This window comes from Leptospira ainlahdjerensis (genome assembly GCF_016919175.1).
GTDB classification, from domain to species: Bacteria; Spirochaetota; Leptospiria; order Leptospirales; family Leptospiraceae; genus Leptospira; species Leptospira ainlahdjerensis.
In genome coordinates, this window is the sequence record NZ_JAFFPU010000031.1 from 1 (window position 1) to 21,428 (window position 21,428).

Sequence of the window (21,428 nt, forward strand, 5' to 3'; positions counted from 1 at the left end):
TTCCGTGTCCTTATTTTCTCCCCCGAAACGCATCCGATAACCGGGGTATTTTTCGATGATTCCTTTTGCGAGTTTAGGAAGGGCCTTTCTCGTAGCCTTTATCATCATCTTTATGATTTTGGCCTCGCTCTTTCGATCCTTGATTCAACCAGTAATCGTCGTTAGCGCCATTCCTTTTTCCTTGATTGGCGTCATTCTTGCCTTCGTTTTACACGGGGAATACTTCGGTTTCCTCGCCTTTTTGGGAATAGTTGGTCTGGCCGGCGTGGTCGTAAACGATTCGATCGTCCTCGTTGACTTCGCAAATCAATTGAGGATGGAAAAACCCGGCGAAGATATCGACTCGATTTTGGTTGAGACCGGGTTGTTGCGTCTGAGACCCGTGGTTCTCACTACCGTAACCACCGTTCTAGGTCTATTACCGACGGCCTATGGAATCGGAGGAAGGGATCCATTCTTAGTTCCGATGGCGCTTGCATTCGGTTGGGGACTTGCGTTTTCTTCCTTCCTGACGTTAGTTGCGGTTCCGGTTTTGTATAAGACCGTTTATAACGCACAAGAGAGAATGAATCGAATTTTTAGACGAGCTTAGACTCCAGTTCGGTTTTTTAAAATCGAACTGGGAACAAGAGAAAATCTAAAGTTTTGATCTATCAAGAAATATGAATATTCCAGAAATGTAATTCCCTCTTTGTCATGTTGGAAACAGGACGGGATTCTTCCGTAAAAGCGGCGTCCCCCACCCTAAGTTTCACAACCTTACCCACAAGTTGTCTCGATCTTCAAAAAATTTGTTGGAACTACGACAAATCCACTGTAAAAGTCGCAAGCCCCGCCCAAAATTCGGGTGGAGGGGTGGGGTGGCGGGAAAAATTCCGGAAACTTTCCTTTATCATAAAATCAAACTTTTTGCAAGAAATAATTCTCATGTAGGAATTCCTACAAAACCCTTGTCTCGGGACGATTCTCGTTACAGATCATCCGCTCGGACTTGCGGGTAAGGTTTTGCTGATCTTGGGTGGCGGGAAAAATCGAAAGAATATTCTCTATCAGAGAAACTGCAGATTCACTGAGCACAATTCTCAAATTCATTCTTTGTAGGAACTCCAACAAAACGTTTTAATGAGATTCTGGTTTCAATTTCTTCTTCAGCTTTGTAACGATCGGTTACTTCAACGAACACACGAGGAAAGTAACAAAGACTTTAAAAGTGTAACCCCATGTCTCTGGTCTAAAGTGTTACCTATGTCCCAGGATGTACAGCAATTTTCGAGTGAGGACTTCGGCAGATTCTCGCTGATCAAAAAAGAATCATAAGCTTAACCAAGTAAAATCCTAACATCGTGTAAGAACTCTTACAGAAATAGAAATTGAATTGTTTTGAAACCGAAAAAAAAAGTTCAATCTTGTCGATCGTTGAGAGTCTCCGGAATCGTTACAAAACTATAACCTTTCGAAAGCATTTCTTGAATAAAATCCGGAAGAATGTAGATTAATTTTTCGGTCTGTCTCGGAGAACCCAAATGCATCAGAATAATGGCTCCGTTCATTCCATTTTTATCCGCCTCTTCCCAACGATAGAGAAAGTCCAAGGCCTCTGCCCGCGTTTTATAATTCGGATTCGGCAAGATTCTTGTCTTTCCGGTTTGCGGATCCTTCTTATAGATGAATTTCTTATATACGAAATCTGGAATATCCAAGGAGCCTACGGAATTGTTACTCCAAAAAATATGATGGGTAAAGCCGAGTTTTCCGAAGGTTTTGATTACGAGAGGATCAAAACCTCCGTAGGGAAGGCGATAAAATTTCGTAAGTTCTTTTCCCGTGATGGATTCAAACTTTTCTTCGACCATCCTCATTTCCTGTTGGAGAAAATTCGTATCAGGGATCTCGTCGGAAACATAAGTCAAAAGCGCCCTCTTCCGCAAAGAAACTTCATATAAGCTTCTTGGAATATTATAATGACTCCAGGTATGATTTCCGAAAACGACTCGATTTCCGAGTTGTGAAAGTTTTTTTAGATAGTAGATGTTTGTATTGCTAAAAAGAGATCCGTTCTTTAACGCTGGGTTTTCGTTGGAAACAAACAAAGTGATCTTGATCGGAAATTTAGAAAGGTATTCGTAAAGAAGTTTGAGGTCCTCTCCGGTTCCCAAATCAAACGTGAGAGAGATTTCCTTAAAGTTTACGTTTCCTCGATTGATATTCTTTCCGTTATCTGCACCGTGAAGAGCTTCCAGACTCCTTTTGTTTTCAGCAACTTGATCGGATAAGTCCCCGTCCGGAACCGCGTTGTAGAGTTCGGATTTGAATTTGAGAAGTTCTTCTTCTTGTTGCTGTTCTTCCAAACGAAGAGAAGTCAAAGTTTCTTCCAAATTGGTGATATGGACCGTTTGTTTTTCAACGGTCGCTTCCAATCGAAAGATCTTATGAGTCAGGGTAAGAATCGATACCGAACCCAAAAAAGTAAAGAATCCGATGGAAAATAGAATACGAAGTATTCTAAACTTTCTTTCTATTTCCTCCGATTCGATTCCGCTTCTTTTGATTTCGGAAATCGTTCTGGAGAGTTCGGAAGATTCTTCTTCGCTTAACATGGGGATTTGATTGAAAAGAGAAAACGCGAATTCTTCAAATCATTTTTAGGAAAGAATTCTTAAAAATTTTCCCTTTTTCCCCTGTCTCACCAAGTATTCTTTTCCCTTCTGGATCGCCAATTTTTCATCGGTTATCTTATCTTCCTCGAGATAGAGCCCGCCCGCTTTGATCAACCTTCTTCCTTCCGAGACGGAAGGGACAAAAGCCAATTTGCTCAAAACCCAAACGAGCAAAGGTTCGGGGGTTTCCGCAAAAAATTCTTCTCCGAGTTTTACTTCCGGAATTTCATCGGGGACTGCCCGTGACTTTGGATTGTGCACTTTTTTCCACTCTTCGATCGCTTCGCTGTTTTCAGAAGGCGACGAGAATTGGTCCATGATCAATTTTGCAAGTTCGGTTTTTACTTCTTTCGGGTGGAGTTCTTTTTTTTCGATTCCATTCTTTCGATTTTGAATTTCCGAAAGCGGAAGATCGGTGAGAAGTTCAAAGTAATTCCACATCAGATCGTCACTGATGGACATGAGTTTTCCAAACATATCGATCGGAGCTTCCGTAATTCCCACGTAGTTTCCGAGGGACTTGGACATCTTCTTGGTACCGTCAAGACCGACTAACAGAGGAAGCGTGATTACACACTGTGCTTCCTTTCCGTATTCTCTCTGCAAATCCCTTCCCACAAGGAGGTTGAATTTTTGATCGGTTCCCCCCAGTTCGACGTCGCATTCCATCGCGACGGAATCATATCCCTGCACCAAGGGATATAAAAATTCTATCATCGAAATCGATTGTCCGGCTTTGTAACGTTTGTTGAAATCGTCTCTCTCCAGCATTCTCGCGACGTTGTATTTAGAACTTAGAACAAGAACGTCCTCGAATTTCATCTCGCTGCACCAAGTTGAATTGTAGACGATTTTGGTTTTTTGAGGATCGAGAACCTTAAATACCTGGCTCTGATAGGTTTTCGAGTTTTCCAAAACTTCTTCTTTGGAAAGACGTTTTCTGGTTTCGGACTTTCCGGTTGGATCCCCGATCATTGCGGTAAAGTCTCCGAGTAAAAAGGAAACTTCATGACCTAGGTCTTGGAAGTGTTTCAGTTTTTTTAACTGAACAAAATGTCCAAGATGAAGATCGGGGGCCGTAGGATCAAACCCTGCCTTAATTTTAAGCGTTCTTTTTTTGGTAAGTTTGGCTTTGAGTTCTTCTTCGCTGATTAAATCAACGCAACCCCGGCGAATAATTTCGATTTGTTTTTGAATGTCCATGCAAGAAAAAATGGTTACGATTGTGAAACTTAATGCAAATTTGCAGGGGGAAAGAAACCTGTAAAGCAGGAAGAATTGTGAAAATGGAAAAACAAGGCAGAGCCGAACAAATTTCAAAATTACAAAAAGAACCTTATGATATTCTCTTTATTGGAGGAGGATCCACCGGTGCCGGGGCGGCTTTTGACGCCGCAAAAAGAGGTTATAAAACTGCTCTAATCGAAAAGAGTGATTTTGCCTCCGGGACCTCCTCCCGTTCCACAAAGCTGATTCACGGCGGAGTCCGATACTTGGCTCAGTTTCACTTTAAACTGATTCACGAGGCTCTTACGGAAAGACAGAGACTTTTAGAAAACGCGCCCCATCTTGTCAAACCCCTCAAATTTGTTCTTCCGGCCTATCGTTTTTACGAAAGACCTTACTACGGAATTGGACTTACCCTCTACGATATTCTTGCATCTAGAGGAAAGCTTCCTTCTCACAAAACGATTTCGAAATCCGAAACCATTTCAGAATTTTCCGCGATTAAAAAAGACGGTCTTTTCGGGGCAATTACATATTATGACGCCCAATTCAATGATTCCCGTTTAAACGTCCTTCTCGCGAGAGCCGCGGAGAAAGAAGGAGCAACGGTCGCAAATAGAGTCGAACTCGTATCTTTTATCAAGGAGAATGGAAAACTCAAAGGCGCCAATCTCAAGGATCTTGAAACCGGAAAGATATTTCCAATCTATACAAAGGTAATCGCAAATACAACGGGGGTTTGGGTGGATCATGTTCGGAAACTGGACGATCCAAGGACGTTTAACGTGTTGTCCCCGAGTCAAGGAATTCATCTTGTTTTTTCCAAAGAAAAAATCCCCTGCGAATCGGCTATGATCATCCCAAAGACAAAGGACGGAAGAGTTGTCTTTATCATTCCTTGGGAAGATCATGTGATCTTAGGAACTACGGATACACCGATTGAAAATCCGGGAGACGAACCGCTTCCGATCGGAAACGAAGTTCAATTCTTATTGGATACCGGAAACGATTATTTAGAATCGAAAGTATCGCAAAAGGATATTCTTTCTGTCTTTGTGGGGATTCGCCCTCTCATCTCTCCGGAAGGAAATCAGGATACAAAAAATATTTCTAGAGAAGAAGTGATTCTCGTTTCCAACTCGGGTCTTGTGACGATGGGAGGAGGAAAATGGTCCACGTATAGAAAGATGGCGGAAGAACTTGTGGATAGACTCGTTCAAGTTGGAAATATTGAGACCAAAGAAGAATGTTCTACAAAAATATATCCTTTCCCCGGATCCAAGGGTTATTCCGAAACTCTCCATAAAGAATTGGAAAAAACCTATAAGATCGAAACCAAGTTTGCCAAACGCCTTCAGAACTACTATGGAACCGAGGTTTTCGAGGTTTTAGGAAAAAAACCCAAACTGATCGGAAAGGGAATTCCTTTTTTTGAAGAAGAAGTCGTTTTTGCGGTCAAAGAAGAATTCGCTTTAGGCGTTACCGATATTCTTGCGAGAAGATTTCGGATTCTTTTCTTAGACCTGGATTTGTCTCAAAAAATGGTAGCTCCTGTGGCGACAATTCTTGCGAAACAACTCAAATGGAAAGAAAAGATAAGGAAGACCGAAGAAATGGAAGCTTTGAATCTTATCGAGAGTTTAAAAAAATCATATCGATAAAATCCTTTGACGACTCTTCGCCGATAGGGATAAAAGAAGAAAAATAACCTAAGTTTCCTATATTCTAAAATTAGAATGTAGTTAAAAAATAAAAGAATCTCTCGTAGAAATTAACCACAATTTCATCATGAAAACCGTCGAGCCCCACCCTGACTTGTGGGTCATAATCTTACCCACAAGTTCTCTGGATCTTCAGGGAATTTGTGGGAACTCCGACAAGTCCACTGTGAAAGTCGCGAGCCCCACCCATATTTCGGGTGGTGGGGCGGGTGGCGGAAAAAGTCCGGAAACTTTCCTCTATCACAAAATCAGACTTTTTGCAAGTAAAAACTTCTTTGTCGAAGTTCCTACAAAACGCTTTCCCATAGACGATCATAGTCGCAGTTCCTCACAAACTTGTGGGTATGGTTGTGCTTCGGGTGTAGGCGTCAAGTGGTGGGAAGACTCTGGAGATTTTTCCTTATGAGAAAAATCCCTCTTGTGCAAATAAAATTCTTCCTCTTCGGTTTGTAGGAGTTCCTACAAAATCAACCGTCAATGTAATCCTTGAGTTTCTTAGAACGAGACGGGTGTCTGAGTCTTCGAAGCGCCTTCGCCTCGATCTGACGAATCCTTTCTCTCGTCACCTTGAACTGATATCCGACTTCTTCCAAAGTCTGAGGATAACCGTCGTCAAGACCAAAACGCATCCGGATCACCTTCTGTTCACGCGCAGGCAGCGTATGAAGCACTTGTCGAATCTGTTCCGCGAGAATACTGGAAGCCGCCGCGTTCACGGGAGTTTCGACTTCAGTGTCAGGAATAAAATCTCCAAGTTCCGAATCTTCTTCCGAGCCGACAGGAATTTCGAGAGAGATTGGTTCTCTCGCAACGTTCTTCACCATCTTGACTTTTTGAACCGGCCATCCGAGTCTTTCCGCGATTTCTTCGTTGCTCGGATCTCTTCCGAATTCCTGAACAAAAAGTCTAGTCTCTCTGATTACCTTATTGACCTGTTCTATCATGTGAACCGGCACACGGATCGTTCTTGCCTGATCCGAGATCGCTCTCGTGATCGCTTGACGTATCCACCAAGTGGCGTATGTGGAGAATTTATAACCTTTTTTGTATTCGAACTTATCGACCGCTTTGATGAGACCGATATTTCCTTCTTGGATTAAATCAAAAAAGTGCATCCCGCGATTCGCATAACGCTTCGCGATCGATACTACGAGTCTAAGGTTTGCTTTTACGAGTTCTTTCTTAGCTTGAGAGATTTCTCTCTCACCTTTGATGATCTTTTCGCCCCAGTCTTTGATCTCTTGAACCGTAGAACCGGCTTCCTGTTCCATACGACGGAGTTTTCTTTCGTTGTTCCGAATGTCCTTGATAACTTCGCGAACTTCGTCGATATTCACTCCCATTTTAACTTCGATGTCGTCTAACTTCTCGTTCTTTTCGATAAATCTGTTAAACGCCTTGATGTCTCTTACGTCTTGACCGTATTGAGCTTTGATTTTTAAGAAATGACGATCGATCTCCTTGATTCTGAAAACCATGGACTTGATCTTTTGGGAGATTTTCTGAATCTCTTTCTGGGAAACTCCGAGTTCCCGGATCGCATTGTGAATGACGTCCGTAGATGCGTCGATCTTCTCTTTGAATTCTTTGAACTTCTTGGAAGTCTCCGAATACTTTCTGATCTTAGAAACGGCTTCTTGTAAAACCTTCTCTTGCTCTTGGATCACGAGAATATTTTTAAAGAATAATTCTTCTAATTTATGCGCCTCTTCTGCGTTGAGTGCATACATCTTATCCACTCGAATGAGGTCGTAGACTTTGATTTTTTTGCTACGAATCTTTGGAAGAAGTTTGATATAATTCGCTCTGAGAATGGAAGAGCTTAGGATCGTCTCTTCGATGATCTTCTCACCCTTCTCGATTCTTTTTGCGAGAAAAACTTCGGTTTCACCGGAGATTAAACTTACCTTTCCGATTTCTCTCAAATAAAGTTTGATCGGGTCTTCGGATCCGCTTGCGGAGGATGAAGATTCTTTTTTCTTTCTCGCGGGTTTGGAATCGTCTTTTGGAACAAGTGTGGAAGCAGGCTCCAGAGTATTTCTGGTATATTCTTCCACGATTTCGATTCCCATCTCGTGTAAGAGGGTAAAGAAATCGTCGATCTTCTCTGAGTTCAGAATTTTGTCGGGAAGAATCTCGTTGATATCATCATACGAAACTTCTCCGTTTGCCTTTCCAAGAGATATTATCTTCTGAACCTCAGGCATGCTTTGCAGATTTTCCATCATTTCAAATTCCCTCTATTTATGTGGTAGCTGATTGACTCCGGATATGCTCCAGAATCTTTTCTTTTTCTTTACGATAAAAACTGAGTTCAGTAAAGATCTCGGGTGTAAAAAAACGTTCTCTCTTTAGATCGAGTTCTCGAATTCGTTCTTCAATTCTAAACTTCTTCTGTTGTAAAAGCAGAATTCTAAATACTTTCTGCAACTCTCCCGGTTCTATCTTTTCAAAATCCTCTTCCAAAAGATAAGGAGCCAGGGCTTGTTTTAGATCCTCGGGAATTTCCGAGGCCAAGATCTGAACCGGAGATATTTCCCCTTCTCCCGTGTAGATCGTATACAAGTAATCCCAAAGAAACGAGCTCGCGGTATCCATAAATTCCATAGAAGAAATTTCTTCCGAATAGGAAAATAAACCCGTATGTTTTACAAGCATGGAGATGATCTTTCTTTCACAATCCAGAGCCGGACCCGTGAGAGTCTGCGTTTCTTTTACGTTAGATCTATTATCGGCATTGGCAGGTCCATTCTTAGCACCGGACCCACCTTTAAAATCCCGAAGAACCGCATCCATGCTGATTCCGAGCTTATTTGCACCGAGCCCAAGAAAAAACTGTTTATCAGTTTCCCGATTTAGATTCTGAATAAAAGAATATAGATTTTGAAGGGCTTTTCTCTTTTTCTCCGGAAGCGCGCGAGAATCTGCTTTATCCAGTAATTCTTCCACGACGAACTCGGAACCCTGAACTCGTTGGGAAAGGAGTTCGCTCAATTCTTGTCGATTGAGAGATTTGGCTAAATCGAAAGGGTCTTTTCCTTCGGGAAGCATCACGATGGAACATTCCATTCCTTCTTTTAGACAAATTTCGGCAGCGTGAAGAGCTCCCTTTCTTCCGGCTACATCGCCGTCCAAAACCAAAACGACTCTTTCCGCAAACTTCTTCAAAGTGCGGATATGATTTTCCGTAATTGCGGTTCCCATGGAGGCGATGACGTTTTCAAAATCTCTTCTCGTCAGCCCGATCACGTCCAGATATCCTTCCACGAGCATTGCTTCCCCGGTTTTACGAACCCCTTCTCTGGCTCGAAAGAAATTGTAGAAGGTCCTACTTTTATCAAAAACAACCGAAGCCTGGCTGTTGATATATTTGGCTTCCTTTCCGGGACCTAAGATTCTTCCGGAAAACGCGATCACCCTTCCGGAAAGATCCAACACGGGAAACATGATTCGATCCCGAAAAAAGTCATAGGGACGTCCGTTCCCGGCTTCCTTTTCTCGAAGGAGCCCGAGCTGGATCGCGCCTGCAATTTCATCCTTGGTTTTAAGAACTTCTTTTGCCAAGGTATCAAATCCTTCCGGCGCGTAACCTAAACCAAAAAGGCGGATTTCTGAATCTTCGATTTCTCTCGATTTCAAATAGTCTAAGGCGTTCTTTCCAACGGGTGTATGTAAAAGATGTTGATAATATTCGGAGACCTTTTGGTTGATTTTATAAAGAAAATCGGAAACTTCAGCGAGCTTGGAATTCTTCTCTTCTAAGGGAATTCCGGAATATTCCGAAAGGATTTCGAGACCCCTTGTAAAATCCACTCTCTCGTAATCCATTACGAAGCGAATGAGATCTCCGGAGGCCTTACAGCCGAAACAGTAGTAGAATTGTTTTTCCGGAGAAACGTTAAACGAAGGAGACTTTTCTTGGTGAAACGGACAGAGTCCTATGAAATTCTTCCCTCTTTTTTTAAGAGGTACAAAACGAGATATATAAGATTCGATGGGGACTTCCCGGTGAATTCGATCGATGAAATCCTTTTTGTTAGACAAAGGGAGCCCACTCAGGAAAGCCTGGATTTAACAATTGCCGAAACTTTGGTACCGTCTATGCTCTTTCCTTTGAATGCGGCCATCACACGACCCATTACCTTTCCCATATCCTTTGCGGTTGGTTGTAATTCCGCAAAAATTTGGTCGATTGTTGCAATCATTTCAGACTCAGGAAGTTCCGGAGGAAGGTATTCCTTCAATACGGAAGCTTCTCCTTCTTCTTGAGCCAAAAGATCCTTTCTCCCCGCTTTTTCATACATTCCGATCGCATCCAGACGTTTTGCGTACGCCTTCTTGATGACGGTAATCACTTGCTCATCCGAAAGCTCTTTAGCGCCGGTTTTTGTAAGCTCGTATTGTATGTCGGATTTCAAAAGACGAAGCGTAGAAAGATGAGGTTCCTTCTTCGCTTTCATCGCCTCTTTCAGATCGTCATTGATTTTTATCTGCAGGGACATAGGTTTTATGATTCTTTAAAGAGAGGAATCTTGTGGATTCCGGTTTTAACAAAGCCTAAACTTAGGCTTTGTCTTTTTTAGAGAAAAGGCGTTTTTTCTTCTCAGCTTTTCTTTTCGCGGATTCGATCGCTTTTTTCTTTTTGATACTTGGTTTTTCGAAGTATTCTCTGCGTTTGATTTCGCTCATGATCCCAGCGTTTGCGCAGTCGCGTTTGAAACGTTTCAGAGCCGATTCAATCGATTCTCCGTCTTTAACAATGATTCCTACCATTCGATTTTTTGATTCCTTCGTTTTAATAGATGTCACGAAAACGAAACGTTCGGTGACAAAATTGCATGCAAATAGAACTACCGATTTCCAAAAGAAATGGATAGACCAGATTTACATTACCGGAAAAAGGGGGTATTATGTCAAGGGTTTTCCGACAAAATCTCAGATTCCTGTCGAGATTCTCCAGAAACTTTTAGGCTGCAAAGAATTCGGCTCTCTGAATTTCGGAGATTTCGATCTGAGCCACAATTCCGGTTTTCCCGTTTTTAATCACTACATCGCCGTTCAATCTTCTATTTTTATCGAGTTCGATCACGGTTCCGTTTTTTAAATGGAGGATGATATCGATTCCTCTGTAGTCGATGTATCGCGCCAAGGTATTCTTGAACTTTTCTGCTTGATTCATACTTTCCTCCGAAGCTTTGAAGCCTCGTGAAAAGTTACGGTACAATCCCGGAATCCCTGAAGAACTTTTTAAAAAAGGCAAACTTTGTACATCGGAGAGAAAAGAATTCGCTTAACAAGCGTCATGTACTTTTTGAAGAAACGAGAAGTTCTTTCCAAATCGGCTCCAAACTTTCCAACGGAGAATTGAGTTCCATAAACTGAATTTCGTAATCCACGATGAGGTGGTTGACTTGAAAGACTACTTCGTCAAAACGAGCTTGAACGATCTCGATTTTACAATCGGGAGAAAGTGTAAGAATGGATCGTGAATTGAGGACATACAATTTGTCGTAGGGTCTGAGATGAGCTTGGATGATCGCTTTGAGTTCTTTCATAATCTCTCCGGATCTCTGTTCTCCTAAGAGTTTAAAATAAGAATAAAGATCCTGGAAGCGAAAATGGGTGATCACCATTTCCGTACTCAAGGAGTTTCGAATGTCTCTCAAAAGTTGATCCGAAAATTCTTCGAAGAGATCTTCCGAAATTTTATACTTATGAGTGATCGGTTTGATTGTTGATTCCACGAGCCTTTTCCTCTTTTTTTGAATATCGGATTGGATTCTTACGAAAACGCAAGATTCTTCCCTTCGTTTTCTAATTTTTCAAACAGGAATTCCGAGCCCATTTCAAAACTGGAAAGAAAATTGTAGGAGCTCCTACTAAACGCTCTCTTCCAGCTTGTGGGCGCTAAACCTTAGCGCAAGTCCTCCGAATCTTTGCGGAGAATCTGTAGGAACTACGACACTCTTCCGTGAAAGTCGCGGGCCCCGCCCTGATCTTGGGTGGAGGGGTGGGTGGCGGGAAAAACTCCGAGGACTTTCCTCTATCAGAAAATTCTAATTTTGCAAGCGCAAATCCCAGTGTAGGAACTCTTACAAAATTCCCCATATAGAGGGCAATTCTCGTTGTTTCTCCTGCAACTTTTGGGTAAGGTTATGCAAATCTCGGGTGGGTGCTGGAAAAATTCCGGAAACTTTTTTCTATCACAAAATTCTAATCTTGCAAATCAAAAGTCTCTTTGAAGGAACTCCAACAAAGCCCTTTCTAAAGGTTGCGTTTGTGGGATTTGGGGTAGTCGAGTCCTAAAAACGGGGAGTTCCCACAAATTCAGGTTTTGAACGAAATTCTCAAATCATTTCGAGGAGAGCTTTTCGCTTGAATTCGCAGGCACTCGTAAAACTCTGTTGGAATCATTTTTCTCGAGGAATTTATGTCTGTTCATCCTACACAAACATTGAGTCTTTCCCAGTATTTAATCGAGGAACAGCTCAAGTTACCCCAGGCAACCGGGGATTTTACGGCGCTGATGAGTCATTTGGTTTATGCGGCTAAAATCGTATCCAGAGAGGTTCGCAAAGCCGGACTTTTAGAAAACATTCTCGGTTCCACGGACGTCGTCAACGTACAAGGTGAAACCCAGATGAAACTGGATGAGTATGCGGATAAGGTATTCAATCACACTCTCACCCGTTGCGGTCACCTCTGTATTCTCGGAAGTGAAGAACACGAAGAAACCGTGCCCGTTCCAAACGGATATAAGATCGGAAAATATACGATCGCGATCGATCCTCTCGACGGTTCCTCCAACATCGACGCCAACGTTTCCATTGGCACGATTTTTTCGGTTCATCTGAGAAAAAGCCCCGGTGGAACTCCAGGAACGTTAGGTGATCTTCTCCAGCAAGGGTCCAAACAGAGAGCGGCCGGCTACGTTTTATACGGCTCCTCAACGATGCTCGTTCTCTGCACCGGCAAGGGAGTTTCCGGTTTTACTTTGGATCCTTCTTGCGGAGAATTCATTCTTTCTCATCCGGATATGCAAATGCCCGAGACCGGGGGGATCTATTCCATCAATGAAGGGAACTATAACTACTGGTCCGACGAAGTTAAAAACTATATCCGCGATATCAAATCGATCGAAGGCGGAAAAAAACCTCAATCGGGAAGATATATCGGCTCCTTGGTAGCGGACTTTCACAGAAACCTCTTGAAAGGTGGGATCTTCCTCTATCCGAACGATACAAAATCCACAAAGTATCCAAACGGGAAATTAAGACTTCTATACGAAGCCGCACCGATGGCATTTATCGCAGAACAAGCGGGTGGTGTTGCAGTTACGGTTTACGGTGAAAGAATTTTGGATCTAACCCCGGAAGAATTACACCAACGTACCACGTTGGTCGTGGGGAGCAAAAAAGAAGTGGAACACTTTTTGAAATTCGCTCCCAAAAAGCCTTAAATAAAAATCAAAAAAAGGTTTCGGTTTTCTCAGAATTCCACAGGCAAGTTTTATCGATTCCGACCTGAACTACGGAGGCGATTTTCATTTTGTATCGTCTCCGTGTTTCTTCTCAAAGAACACCGATCTTTTCGATCTTTTATTTCGACGGAAGCGGAGTTTTACAAAGTGGAATATTCAAATAAAAGCATGTATTTTCACCGGGAACACTTTTGAACGACAAAGATCCCCCGTGTTCCTCTGCGATCCCAAGGCTAACTGACAAACCGAGCCCGGTTCCTTTGTCGGCTGCCTTCGTGGTAAAAAAGGTTTTAAATATCGAATTCTGAATTTCCTCGGGAATCCCCATTCCTAAGTCGTCCACTTCAAACTGAGCGAACATATTTCCTTGGATCTCTTGTAAGAATACGGAAATTCGAATTCTTTTTCTTTCGTCATAATCCGGAAATCTTTGATTGAGACTATCCACCGAGTTGTTGATAAGATTGAGAAGAATCTGCAACACCTGACCCAATCTGCATAGAATAACATTTCCGCGGTCGATGTTCTCCCAACGAACGTCGATCTTGTTCATCTTGAATATCTGCTGGGATATGGACTGAATCTTTATTAGAACTTCGGAAACATCCACAGGATAAAAGTTCCCCTTTTCCTCTCGTGAAAACCGAAGGAGATCCTTCATAATCGTTGAAATTCTTGCGCTTTCGTCTCTAATTTTGGTAGCCAGTGATTTAATTTTTTCCCGGTCGAGATCTTCTTTTGCAATGAGTGCGGCGTATTCGGTGATTGCAAACAATGGATTGTTGATTTCGTGTGCGAGAGTTCCCGCCATCAGTCCCATCGCTTCCAACTTCTGACTTTGTCTTAGCTGTTCTTCCAATTCGTATTTTTCTTTCTCGGCCTTTCTTCGAAGCTCATGGTCTTCGAGTTCGTGAAGCGCCCTTTGGACCGCCGGTAACAACTTTTCAATCTTATCTTTGAGCACGTAGTCGGTTGCTCCCATCGTCAGGGTTTGAATCGCCGCCTCTTCTCCATAGGTTCCGGATACAAAAATAAACGGGGTTTCGGGACACATTTTTTTGGCCGCCATGAGCGCCGAAAAACCGTCGTATTTCGGGAGACTAAAATCGGAAAGAATCAGGTGCGGTTTATCTTTTTGAATCGCGTGGGCAAATCCTTCCGAATCGCTGACATGAATCGATTCGTAATCGATTTTTGCCTTCCTCAATTGTCTCTGAATCAACTCCAAATCCAAGAGAGAATCCTCTAAAAAAAGAAATCTCCATCTCATTTTGAAAATACCCCAATATCTGAAATTTTAAATCTGCGCCAGAATCTAGTAGATTAGAATATCTAATTATTCTAATCTATCCTTGCATAATTTTCGGAAGGGAAAATGAGAATATGGATCCCTTACCTACCTCTCCATCGGCATGAACCGTTCCTCCGTGACGTTGAACGATTCGCGCCACGATGGCAAGTCCAACTCCCGTACCTTCGAATTCATCCTGCAAATGTAAACGTTGAAACACTTTAAAGAGCCGATTTGCGTATCGTTTGTCAAAACCGACTCCGTTGTCTTTGACAAAATAAGTATTCCATTCTTCTCCTTCCTTACATCCGATTTGAACCTCGGGACTTGCTCCTTTGGACGAATACTTGATTGCGTTGGAAATCAAGTTCACCCAGACCTGTTTTAAGGCGGCGCCGTCCCCGATTGCGCCGGGAAGACGTTCGATCTGGATAGAACAATGATTTTGAGTCGGACTTTCCTGCTTTAATATCGAGACGATATCCCTAACGAGCGCTTCCATGTCTACGGTTCTGGATGCGAACTCAACCTTACTCACCTTGTGAAAATCGAGAAGATTTTGGATTAGGCTGTTCATAAGCGTTACACTTTTTTCGATTATGTTTACGATACGAAGCGCTTCCGGATCCAACGTGTCGCCAAAGTCTTCCATAAGAATTCTTACAAATCCTTCTATACTTCGAACGGGAGCGCGTAGATCGTGAGAGACCGAATAACTAAAAGCTTCCATGTCCGCGTTTGTGGTTTCGAGTGTTTCAATTGTTTTTTTCAATCGGATAAAGTTCCGAACTCGCACCAGAAGTTCTTCCGGCGCGAAAGGTTTGATCAGATAATCCTGAGCGCCTTCCCCCAAAAGTTGAATACGAGCGTCCATATCCGCTTTGGCGCTTAAAAAAATGATGGAGGTAGAATCCAATTCGGAATGTTCACGAATTTCGCGCACCATACGATCCCCGCTCAAAACGGGCATCATAATGTCTGTCACGATCACGTCCGGTTTTTCCAGTTTGGCCTTTTCCAATCCTTCCTTTCCGTTCGTCGCGATTAAAATTTGAAACTCGGACGAAAGGGTTTCGGAGATATAACGTCTCATTTCGGAGTTGTCTTCCACGATCAGAACCCTCGGTTTTGAGACTGAAAAAATGGGTTCCGGCGAGAAATCGTCTTCGATTTTTTTTAGATCGGAGACCGCGCTCATGACGGCCAGTATCAAATCATCCCCCTCTCCTGATGAATGTTTGTTGTTTTCGATTCCTTCTTTCGCAAGAATCGGAAGTCGGACTTCGAACATAGCTCCTCCGAGAGAAGACTTCGTGACCGCAACTTTTCCCAAATGCAGATTTACGAATTCTTTTACGATCGCAAGCCCGAGGCCGGTTCCACCGAAAGAACGGGAATCACCCTCTTCTCCTTGCCTGAATTTATCGAAGATCACTTCTCGTAAATTCTCGGAAACTCCCGGTCCATCGTCCTCGACTCGGATGATAACCTCTGAATCTTCTCTTTGCAGCTGACAGCTAATTCTACCGGAAGGTGGAGCGAATTTAAAAGCATTGGCGATTAGATTCAAAAGAATTCTTTCCACTTTGGCCTCGTCAACAGGAACGACGCAGGTTTCCGGAAGAGCCGTCGAGAAGACGATGTTTCTCTCCTTGGCGATGGAATCGAAATGGGCCGTAATGTTTGAAATCGTTCGGGAAAGATCCACATTCGAATATTTGAATGTCATTTTTCCCGCTTCCAGTTTGGATATGTCCAAAAGATCGTTGACGTGTTTTAACAAAGTATAAGAATTTCGTTCAATCGTTTCCAGAAGACTTTTTTGAAAGGCAGAAATGGATTCTTGTTTTAGCAAGGAACGAGTCGGACCGAGAATCAAAGTGAGAGGAGTTCGGAGTTCGTGACTTACGTTCGCGAAAAACTGGGTTTTGAGTTGATCGAGCTCGATTAACTTTTCGTAAACCTGTTTTAACTCTTCTTCTCTTTTGGTAAGATCGTTGTTTAGGGAAGTGAGTTTTTTGTTCGACTTCTGAATCTCCTGCGCTCTCTGATAAATTTCATTTTCCATCGAGGCGGTCAGGCTTCTCAATTCTTCGGTGATTTTACTTTGTTCTTTTCCTAAATTCTTCAATCGAACGAATTCAGTAACGTCCTCTACCCGGTGAATGATATAGACAACCTCACCTTTAGAGTTTAAAACCGGAGAATTGACTGGACTCCAAAATTTTTCTTCAAAACCTCCTCCCTCCGAATCGGGACGTTTTACGTCGTATTTCTGGACAGCCATTGCGTTAGTCGCTTTGTCTTGGATCACGGAAAGAATCGAATCTCTGAGATTGCTGACTCCTGTAGCATTCGGGTCGGAGGGATTGTCCGGGAAAACTTCGAAAAGACCTCGTCCAAGGATTTCCTCCCGTTTTGTATTGGTAGCTTTTAAATAAGATTCGCTGACCGCCGTGATTTTTAAATCAGGAAGTAGAATGAGATAAAGGCCGGGTAAGGACTCAAAAATCAGCCGGAAATCATTGGTTTCTAAATCATTTGCAGTCATTGTAACATTCCATCAATCAGGCGGAAAGAGGATGGAGAAATGGATTGTTTTCGCTGTTTCCTCGATTGGAGAGGCAGAAAGAGAACCTATCAAATTATAAGTCGGTTTTCAATTCATTTTCTAACAATCTTTTCAATTGGATGGATTTTTTTGGTTTTTACCACACTTTTGCAAAAAGATGCGACGGGAAAGCAGAAGCTTCGAAGTTCGATCCATCCGACAAATCTCCCGTTGTGAAGAAGGATTCTTATCCAAGGTGTCCTTGACAAATATCATAAAGCTTTTGGCATTTTGAGGTTAAATTACGATTCCATTCTCAGAAATCAGGTTTAGGATGAGTGGATCAATTTTTAACGGAGATAGAATGATGAAAACAAATGAAGGAAATATCGACAGAATTGCAAGAATCGTAGTCGGTCTCGGTTTGGTGGTTCTCGGATTTATGACGCAAGGTTTGCTTGGAACCGGAATTTCCGTATTTGGACTGATTCCGATCGCAACGGGAGTTGTTGGTTGGTGCCCGCTTTATTCCCTTTTGGGAATCAGCACCTGCCCTGTAAAAAAATAACGTTACGATGAGCATTTTCAAAGACACGAAACACTGGTGGCTTCATATCCTGGTCGGACTGATTTGGATTGGGGCCGGCGCTTTTACTATTTTTTTTCCAAGACAAAGTTATCTGGGGCTTGCACTTCTATTCTCCGTAATTCTCGCGGTGACGGGAGTGGCCCAGATTCTTTTTGCTTTTTACAACCGTAAAAGTCCGGGAATCTTAGGTTGGAATCTTGTATTAGGAATCTTTGATTTAATTGTGGGAGCGATTCTCGTCCTGCATCCCGAGATCACCGTGGTCACCCTTCCGTTTATCTTTGGATTTTTATTGATCTTTCGAGCGTCTTCCCTGATATCCTTTTCCATGGACATTCGTGTATTCAAGTCTTATCCTTGGGGATGGACGATGGCCTTAGGAATTGCGACCTTCCTTTTCGCGATCGCCATTTTATTCTTTCCGATTTTAGGAATTTTTACAATTCTGATCTGGACCGGGACCGGCTTTTTAATATCGGGAATCGGAAATGTATATTTGGGTTGGAAAGAATGGGAAGAAGAAAGATCTTCTTCTTAAAAAATAGCTCCTTCGTGTTTGCCCGGAACCCGTTTCGAGATGAGGCGCTCCTTGCCTATGAGTTTAGAGGAATTGTAACGAGGATCGGATAATCATTTTGAAATCGAAGCTCCGTAGGAGGTCTTACGGAGGGAGGACTTTTGACATGCAAAATTAGAATTTTCTGATATAGAAAAGTCCGCCGTTGTTTTTTTGCCCCCACCCAAGTATCGCATAACCTTAGCCACGAGTTGAGAGGAAATACAGCGAGAATCGTCTCGAGACAAGGTTTTTTGTAGGAGCTCCTACGCTGGAATTTGTGCTCGCAAAATTAGAATTTTATGATACAGGAAAGTCCACCGTGGTTTTTTCCGCCACCCACCCCTCCACCCGAAAATCGGGCGGGGCGCGCGACTTTTACGGAAGAGTTGTCGGAGTTCCGACGGATTTTCTTAAGACCTCCACCTTGAAAGCGGCGCGCCTCACCCAAATCTTGCATAACCTTCCTAGGAACTGTCTGGATCTACGCTACGGAATTACGACTGACTTCTCTTGAGAATCAAAATACTTTCGAATAAGGTCCTTGCATTTGGAGAACGGCGCGAGTATCTTTTTCGGAAAAATATTCGGGCTCGGATAAAAAATGAATCTTTAAATCCGAGTGATCGTTAGTTCGTTTTCTCCTCGTTTCAAAAACGATTTTTCTCTCTGGAATTTTTTCCATTTCGATCCGATTTATCTTTGAATTTAAATTTGCACCCTTTTATAAAATCTACGTTTTGCGATTTCAGCGACACTGATGTAAAGCAAAATGATACCAAACAAAAGGCTTAAAAACTCTAAGGGCAACGGAACGAGTCCGAAAATCGATGCCATTGGAGCATAAGGAATCGCTAAAGTAATTCCGATTACTGCAAAGGTCGCCGCCAAAAGGGTTTTACTCGGACGACTTTTATAAAACGGATTTCGTGTTCGAATCACAAGGACGATCAGGGAAGCGGAAACGACGGATTCTATAAACCAACCGGTTCTAAACTGCTCATGGCTTACTTTCAAAACCCAGTATAAGATTCCAAAGGTAAGGTAATCAAAAAAGGAACTCACAAGACCAAAGACAATCATGAATTTTCGAATCGCGGCTATGTCCCACCTTTTCGGAGCGGCGACCATCTCCGAATCCACACGATCGGTCGCGATAGTCATCTCTGGAAAATCGGTCAAAAAATTAGTGAGTAAGATCTGCTTTGGCAATAGTGGTAGAAACGGCAGAAAAAGTGAAACTCCCGCCATACTAAACATATTTCCGAAGTTTGCGCTCGTTGCCATAAAAACGTATTTTAGAGTATTGGCGAAGGTAACCCTTCCTTCCTCGACCCCATCCACCAAAACTTCCAAATCTTTCTCAAGAAGAACGATATCGGCTGCGTTTTTTGCCACGTCCACCGCTGTCTCAACTGAAATCCCGACGTCGGCGGAATGAAGAGCGGATACGTCGTTGATTCCGTCTCCTATATAACCGACTACGTTACCCGCCTTTTTAAGCGCGATGATGATTCTTTCCTTACTATTGGGTTCTATCTCCGCAAAAACATCTATGTTTCCTACCAAATGAATCAAAGCCTCATCGCTGATCGAATTCAATTCGGGACCGCAGAGAGTTCTGTGTCTGTCCATTCCGATTCGAGAACAAAGACTTTCAGCGACAAATCGATTGTCACCGGTGATCACTTTAAGGGATACACCGAGACGGTTTAACTCTGCTATGGTTTTCGCGACGTCCTTCTTCGGAGGATCGTAAAATGATAAAAGTCCTAGAAAAGTCATATTCTGTTCTTCTAATTTATTAATTTTGGAAACGGCGCCGAGTTCTTTTATCGCGATTCCCAAAGTTCTATAACCTTGGGCGCTGAGTTCCTCATAGAGTTTTAGAATTGAATCTTTTACGGAATCGATTTCGACAGGTTTCTCCGCGCTCGTTTTCACAAAACTACAAATGGAAAGGACATTTGTCAGGGCTCCTTTGGTGATCATCGTATGTCCCTCTCCGTTTGAGACGACGATGCTCAGGCACTTTCTAAGAAAGTCATAGGGGATTTCGTCCTCTTTTTTGTATTCGGATATATCAAACCGAAGATCCTTCCGAATCGATTCGTCCACAGCGTTGATAAAACCGGTTTCAAAAGAAGCGTTTAGAAAGGCGTAAAGAGCGACTTCTTCGTTTTGTTTTCCTAAAATATCCATCGCGGATTGTAACTTTACGGTTCCTTCCGTCAGAGTTCCGGTCTTATCCGAACAGATGATGTTCATGTTCCCGAAGTTTTCGATTGCAGTCAGTCGTTTGACGATTACTTTTTTCTCAGCCATTCTTTTGGCCCCGTGAGAAAGATTGATACTGATGATAGCCGGGAGAAGCTGTGGAGTCAGTCCAACCGCCAATGCCAATGAAAATAAAAAAGAATCCAAGACGGAACGCGCGAGCAACACGTTGATCACAAAAATCGTAATCACTAAAAGTAAAGTGATATGAAGAAGAAAAAAACCGAATTTACGGACTCCGGCTTCGAACTCGTTTTCCAAGGGCCTTAGTTTTAGCCTCTCTGAAATTTTTCCAAACTCCGTATCTTTTCCGGTTTTGACCACGATCGCTTTCGCTTCTCCGCTGATCACGTGGGTTCCCATCCAAAGGGAATTCGTCCTTTTGGAAAATGCCAAATCTGTCGCGGCTATTTTTGCGTTCTTTTCGGCAGGAAAGGTTTCTCCAGTGAGCGTCGCTTCGTCCACGAACAAGTCTTTGGATTCCAAAATAAGGCAGTCTGCGGGAATCACGTTGCCCGCGTTTAGATTAAGAATATCCCCTGGAACAACGTTCTCGGTGGATATTTCCTTTAGGACGTTATCCCGGAAAACACAGACGTTTACTTGTACCATCGCGAGAAGTTTTGAAATCGCATTCTTAGCACCAAGTTCCTGCCAAAAACCGAGCACCCCGCTGATCAAAACGATTCCGAGGATGATGATTGCTTCCGTGGAATCGCGGACAATGATCGAAAGACCGGCCGCAAAAAATAAAAGAAGAATGATCGGGCTTTTGAATTGGGAGAAGAACAAGGAGACGTTTCCCGTATCCTTGTTCTTATTCAAACGATTGGAACCGAATTGTAAAATTCTACGCTTCGCCTCCGATTCGGATAAGCCGGAAGGAGTTGTCCTCAGACGGCCCAAACAGTCCTCAGGGGATAAATTCCAAAAATTGAATAAAGGATTTTGAGTCTCTTCTTTGTTTTTAGCCATTTTTGTCTTTCTCGATTTCGATTCTCAACATTTGATCCAAAGGATCTATATTAGAATTTTAGAAACGATCGAACTTGGAAAGCTAAAAATGGAAACCAAAGTTG

The 21,428-nt window shown here is 42.7% G+C and carries 17 protein-coding genes and 1 pseudogene; 7 read left to right on the top strand and 11 right to left on the bottom strand.

The annotated features are described in order from the left end of the window. Positions 1-67: 67 nt before the first annotated feature. Positions 68-592: pseudogene (locus JWG45_RS08345) on the top strand (efflux RND transporter permease subunit); the annotation flags it as partial. Positions 593-1,400: 808 nt separating this feature from the next. Here the strand turns inward: JWG45_RS08345 and JWG45_RS08350 are convergent. Further along, positions 1,401-2,597, bottom strand: a complete 1,197-nt coding sequence (locus JWG45_RS08350) for a polysaccharide deacetylase family protein (RefSeq protein WP_205279312.1) — start codon at positions 2,595-2,597, stop codon at positions 1,401-1,403. 45 nt (positions 2,598-2,642) lie between these two features. Beyond that, positions 2,643-3,860: a tyrosine--tRNA ligase gene (gene tyrS / locus JWG45_RS08355; RefSeq protein WP_205279313.1), complete on the bottom strand. Its 1,218-nt coding sequence runs from the start codon at positions 3,858-3,860 to the stop codon at positions 2,643-2,645. Between the two features lie 32 nt (positions 3,861-3,892). Here tyrS and JWG45_RS08360 point away from each other — a divergent pair, with 32 nt between their 5' ends. Then, entirely contained in the window at positions 3,893-5,545 is a 1,653-nt protein-coding gene (locus JWG45_RS08360; RefSeq protein ID WP_205279314.1) for a glycerol-3-phosphate dehydrogenase/oxidase, read from the top strand. Between the two features lie 127 nt (positions 5,546-5,672). Continuing rightward, complete coding sequence (locus JWG45_RS08365) at positions 5,673-6,011, top strand: hypothetical protein (protein ID WP_205279315.1); 339 nt, start codon at positions 5,673-5,675, stop codon at positions 6,009-6,011. Between the two features lie 61 nt (positions 6,012-6,072). On the opposite strand, the gene rpoD is transcribed toward JWG45_RS08365, so the two are convergent. The 6 genes from rpoD to JWG45_RS08395 form a co-directional block, all read right to left on the bottom strand. Then, positions 6,073-7,830 (bottom strand): RNA polymerase sigma factor RpoD, encoded by a 1,758-nt coding sequence (gene rpoD / locus JWG45_RS08370; protein ID WP_205276133.1) that lies wholly within the window; start codon positions 7,828-7,830, stop codon positions 6,073-6,075. 19 nt (positions 7,831-7,849) lie between these two features. Beyond that, positions 7,850-9,649, bottom strand: coding sequence for a DNA primase (gene dnaG / locus JWG45_RS08375; protein ID WP_205279316.1), 1,800 nt, complete (start codon positions 9,647-9,649; stop codon positions 7,850-7,852). A gap of 11 nt (positions 9,650-9,660) precedes the next feature. After that, a complete protein-coding gene (locus tag JWG45_RS08380) occupies positions 9,661-10,107 on the bottom strand; it encodes a GatB/YqeY domain-containing protein (RefSeq protein ID WP_205279317.1) in 447 nt (148 codons plus the stop codon). Between the two features lie 61 nt (positions 10,108-10,168). Further along, entirely contained in the window at positions 10,169-10,378 is a 210-nt protein-coding gene (gene rpsU / locus JWG45_RS08385) for a 30S ribosomal protein S21 (RefSeq protein WP_000232823.1), read from the bottom strand. A gap of 193 nt (positions 10,379-10,571) precedes the next feature. Further along, complete coding sequence (locus tag JWG45_RS08390) at positions 10,572-10,784, bottom strand: hypothetical protein (protein ID WP_205279318.1); 213 nt, start codon at positions 10,782-10,784, stop codon at positions 10,572-10,574. A 121-nt stretch (positions 10,785-10,905) separates the two neighbouring features. Next, the gene (locus JWG45_RS08395) at positions 10,906-11,349 is read right to left on the bottom strand and encodes a hypothetical protein (protein ID WP_205279319.1); all 444 of its coding nucleotides are present in this window, start codon (positions 11,347-11,349) and stop codon (positions 10,906-10,908) included. Positions 11,350-12,035: 686 nt separating this feature from the next. Here JWG45_RS08395 and fbp point away from each other — a divergent pair. Then, complete coding sequence (gene fbp / locus JWG45_RS08400) at positions 12,036-13,064, top strand: class 1 fructose-bisphosphatase (RefSeq protein WP_118968137.1); 1,029 nt, start codon at positions 12,036-12,038, stop codon at positions 13,062-13,064. A gap of 139 nt (positions 13,065-13,203) precedes the next feature. On the opposite strand, the gene lvrB is transcribed toward fbp, so the two are convergent. Both lvrB and lvrA read right to left on the bottom strand, forming a co-directional pair. Continuing rightward, the gene (gene lvrB, locus JWG45_RS08405; protein ID WP_205279320.1) at positions 13,204-14,355 is read right to left on the bottom strand and encodes a hybrid histidine kinase/response regulator LvrB; all 1,152 of its coding nucleotides are present in this window, start codon (positions 14,353-14,355) and stop codon (positions 13,204-13,206) included. A gap of 76 nt (positions 14,356-14,431) precedes the next feature. Further along, a complete protein-coding gene (gene lvrA / locus JWG45_RS08410) occupies positions 14,432-16,927 on the bottom strand; it encodes a hybrid histidine kinase/response regulator LvrA (protein ID WP_205279321.1) in 2,496 nt (831 codons plus the stop codon). A gap of 364 nt (positions 16,928-17,291) precedes the next feature. Here lvrA and JWG45_RS08415 point away from each other — a divergent pair, with 364 nt between their 5' ends. The 3 genes from JWG45_RS08415 (at position 17,292) to JWG45_RS08425 (ending at position 18,589) form a co-directional block, all read left to right on the top strand. Further along, positions 17,292-17,495 (top strand): YgaP family membrane protein, encoded by a 204-nt coding sequence (locus JWG45_RS08415; protein WP_408611616.1) that lies wholly within the window; start codon positions 17,292-17,294, stop codon positions 17,493-17,495. Positions 17,496-17,502: 7 nt separating this feature from the next. Beyond that, complete coding sequence (locus JWG45_RS08420; protein WP_205279322.1) at positions 17,503-18,054, top strand: HdeD family acid-resistance protein; 552 nt, start codon at positions 17,503-17,505, stop codon at positions 18,052-18,054. A gap of 298 nt (positions 18,055-18,352) precedes the next feature. Beyond that, positions 18,353-18,589 (top strand): hypothetical protein, encoded by a 237-nt coding sequence (locus tag JWG45_RS08425; protein ID WP_205279323.1) that lies wholly within the window; start codon positions 18,353-18,355, stop codon positions 18,587-18,589. A gap of 191 nt (positions 18,590-18,780) precedes the next feature. On the opposite strand, the gene mgtA is transcribed toward JWG45_RS08425, so the two are convergent. Then, positions 18,781-21,324, bottom strand: a complete 2,544-nt coding sequence (gene mgtA / locus JWG45_RS08430) for a magnesium-translocating P-type ATPase (protein ID WP_205279324.1) — start codon at positions 21,322-21,324, stop codon at positions 18,781-18,783. Positions 21,325-21,428: the final 104 nt, after the last annotated feature.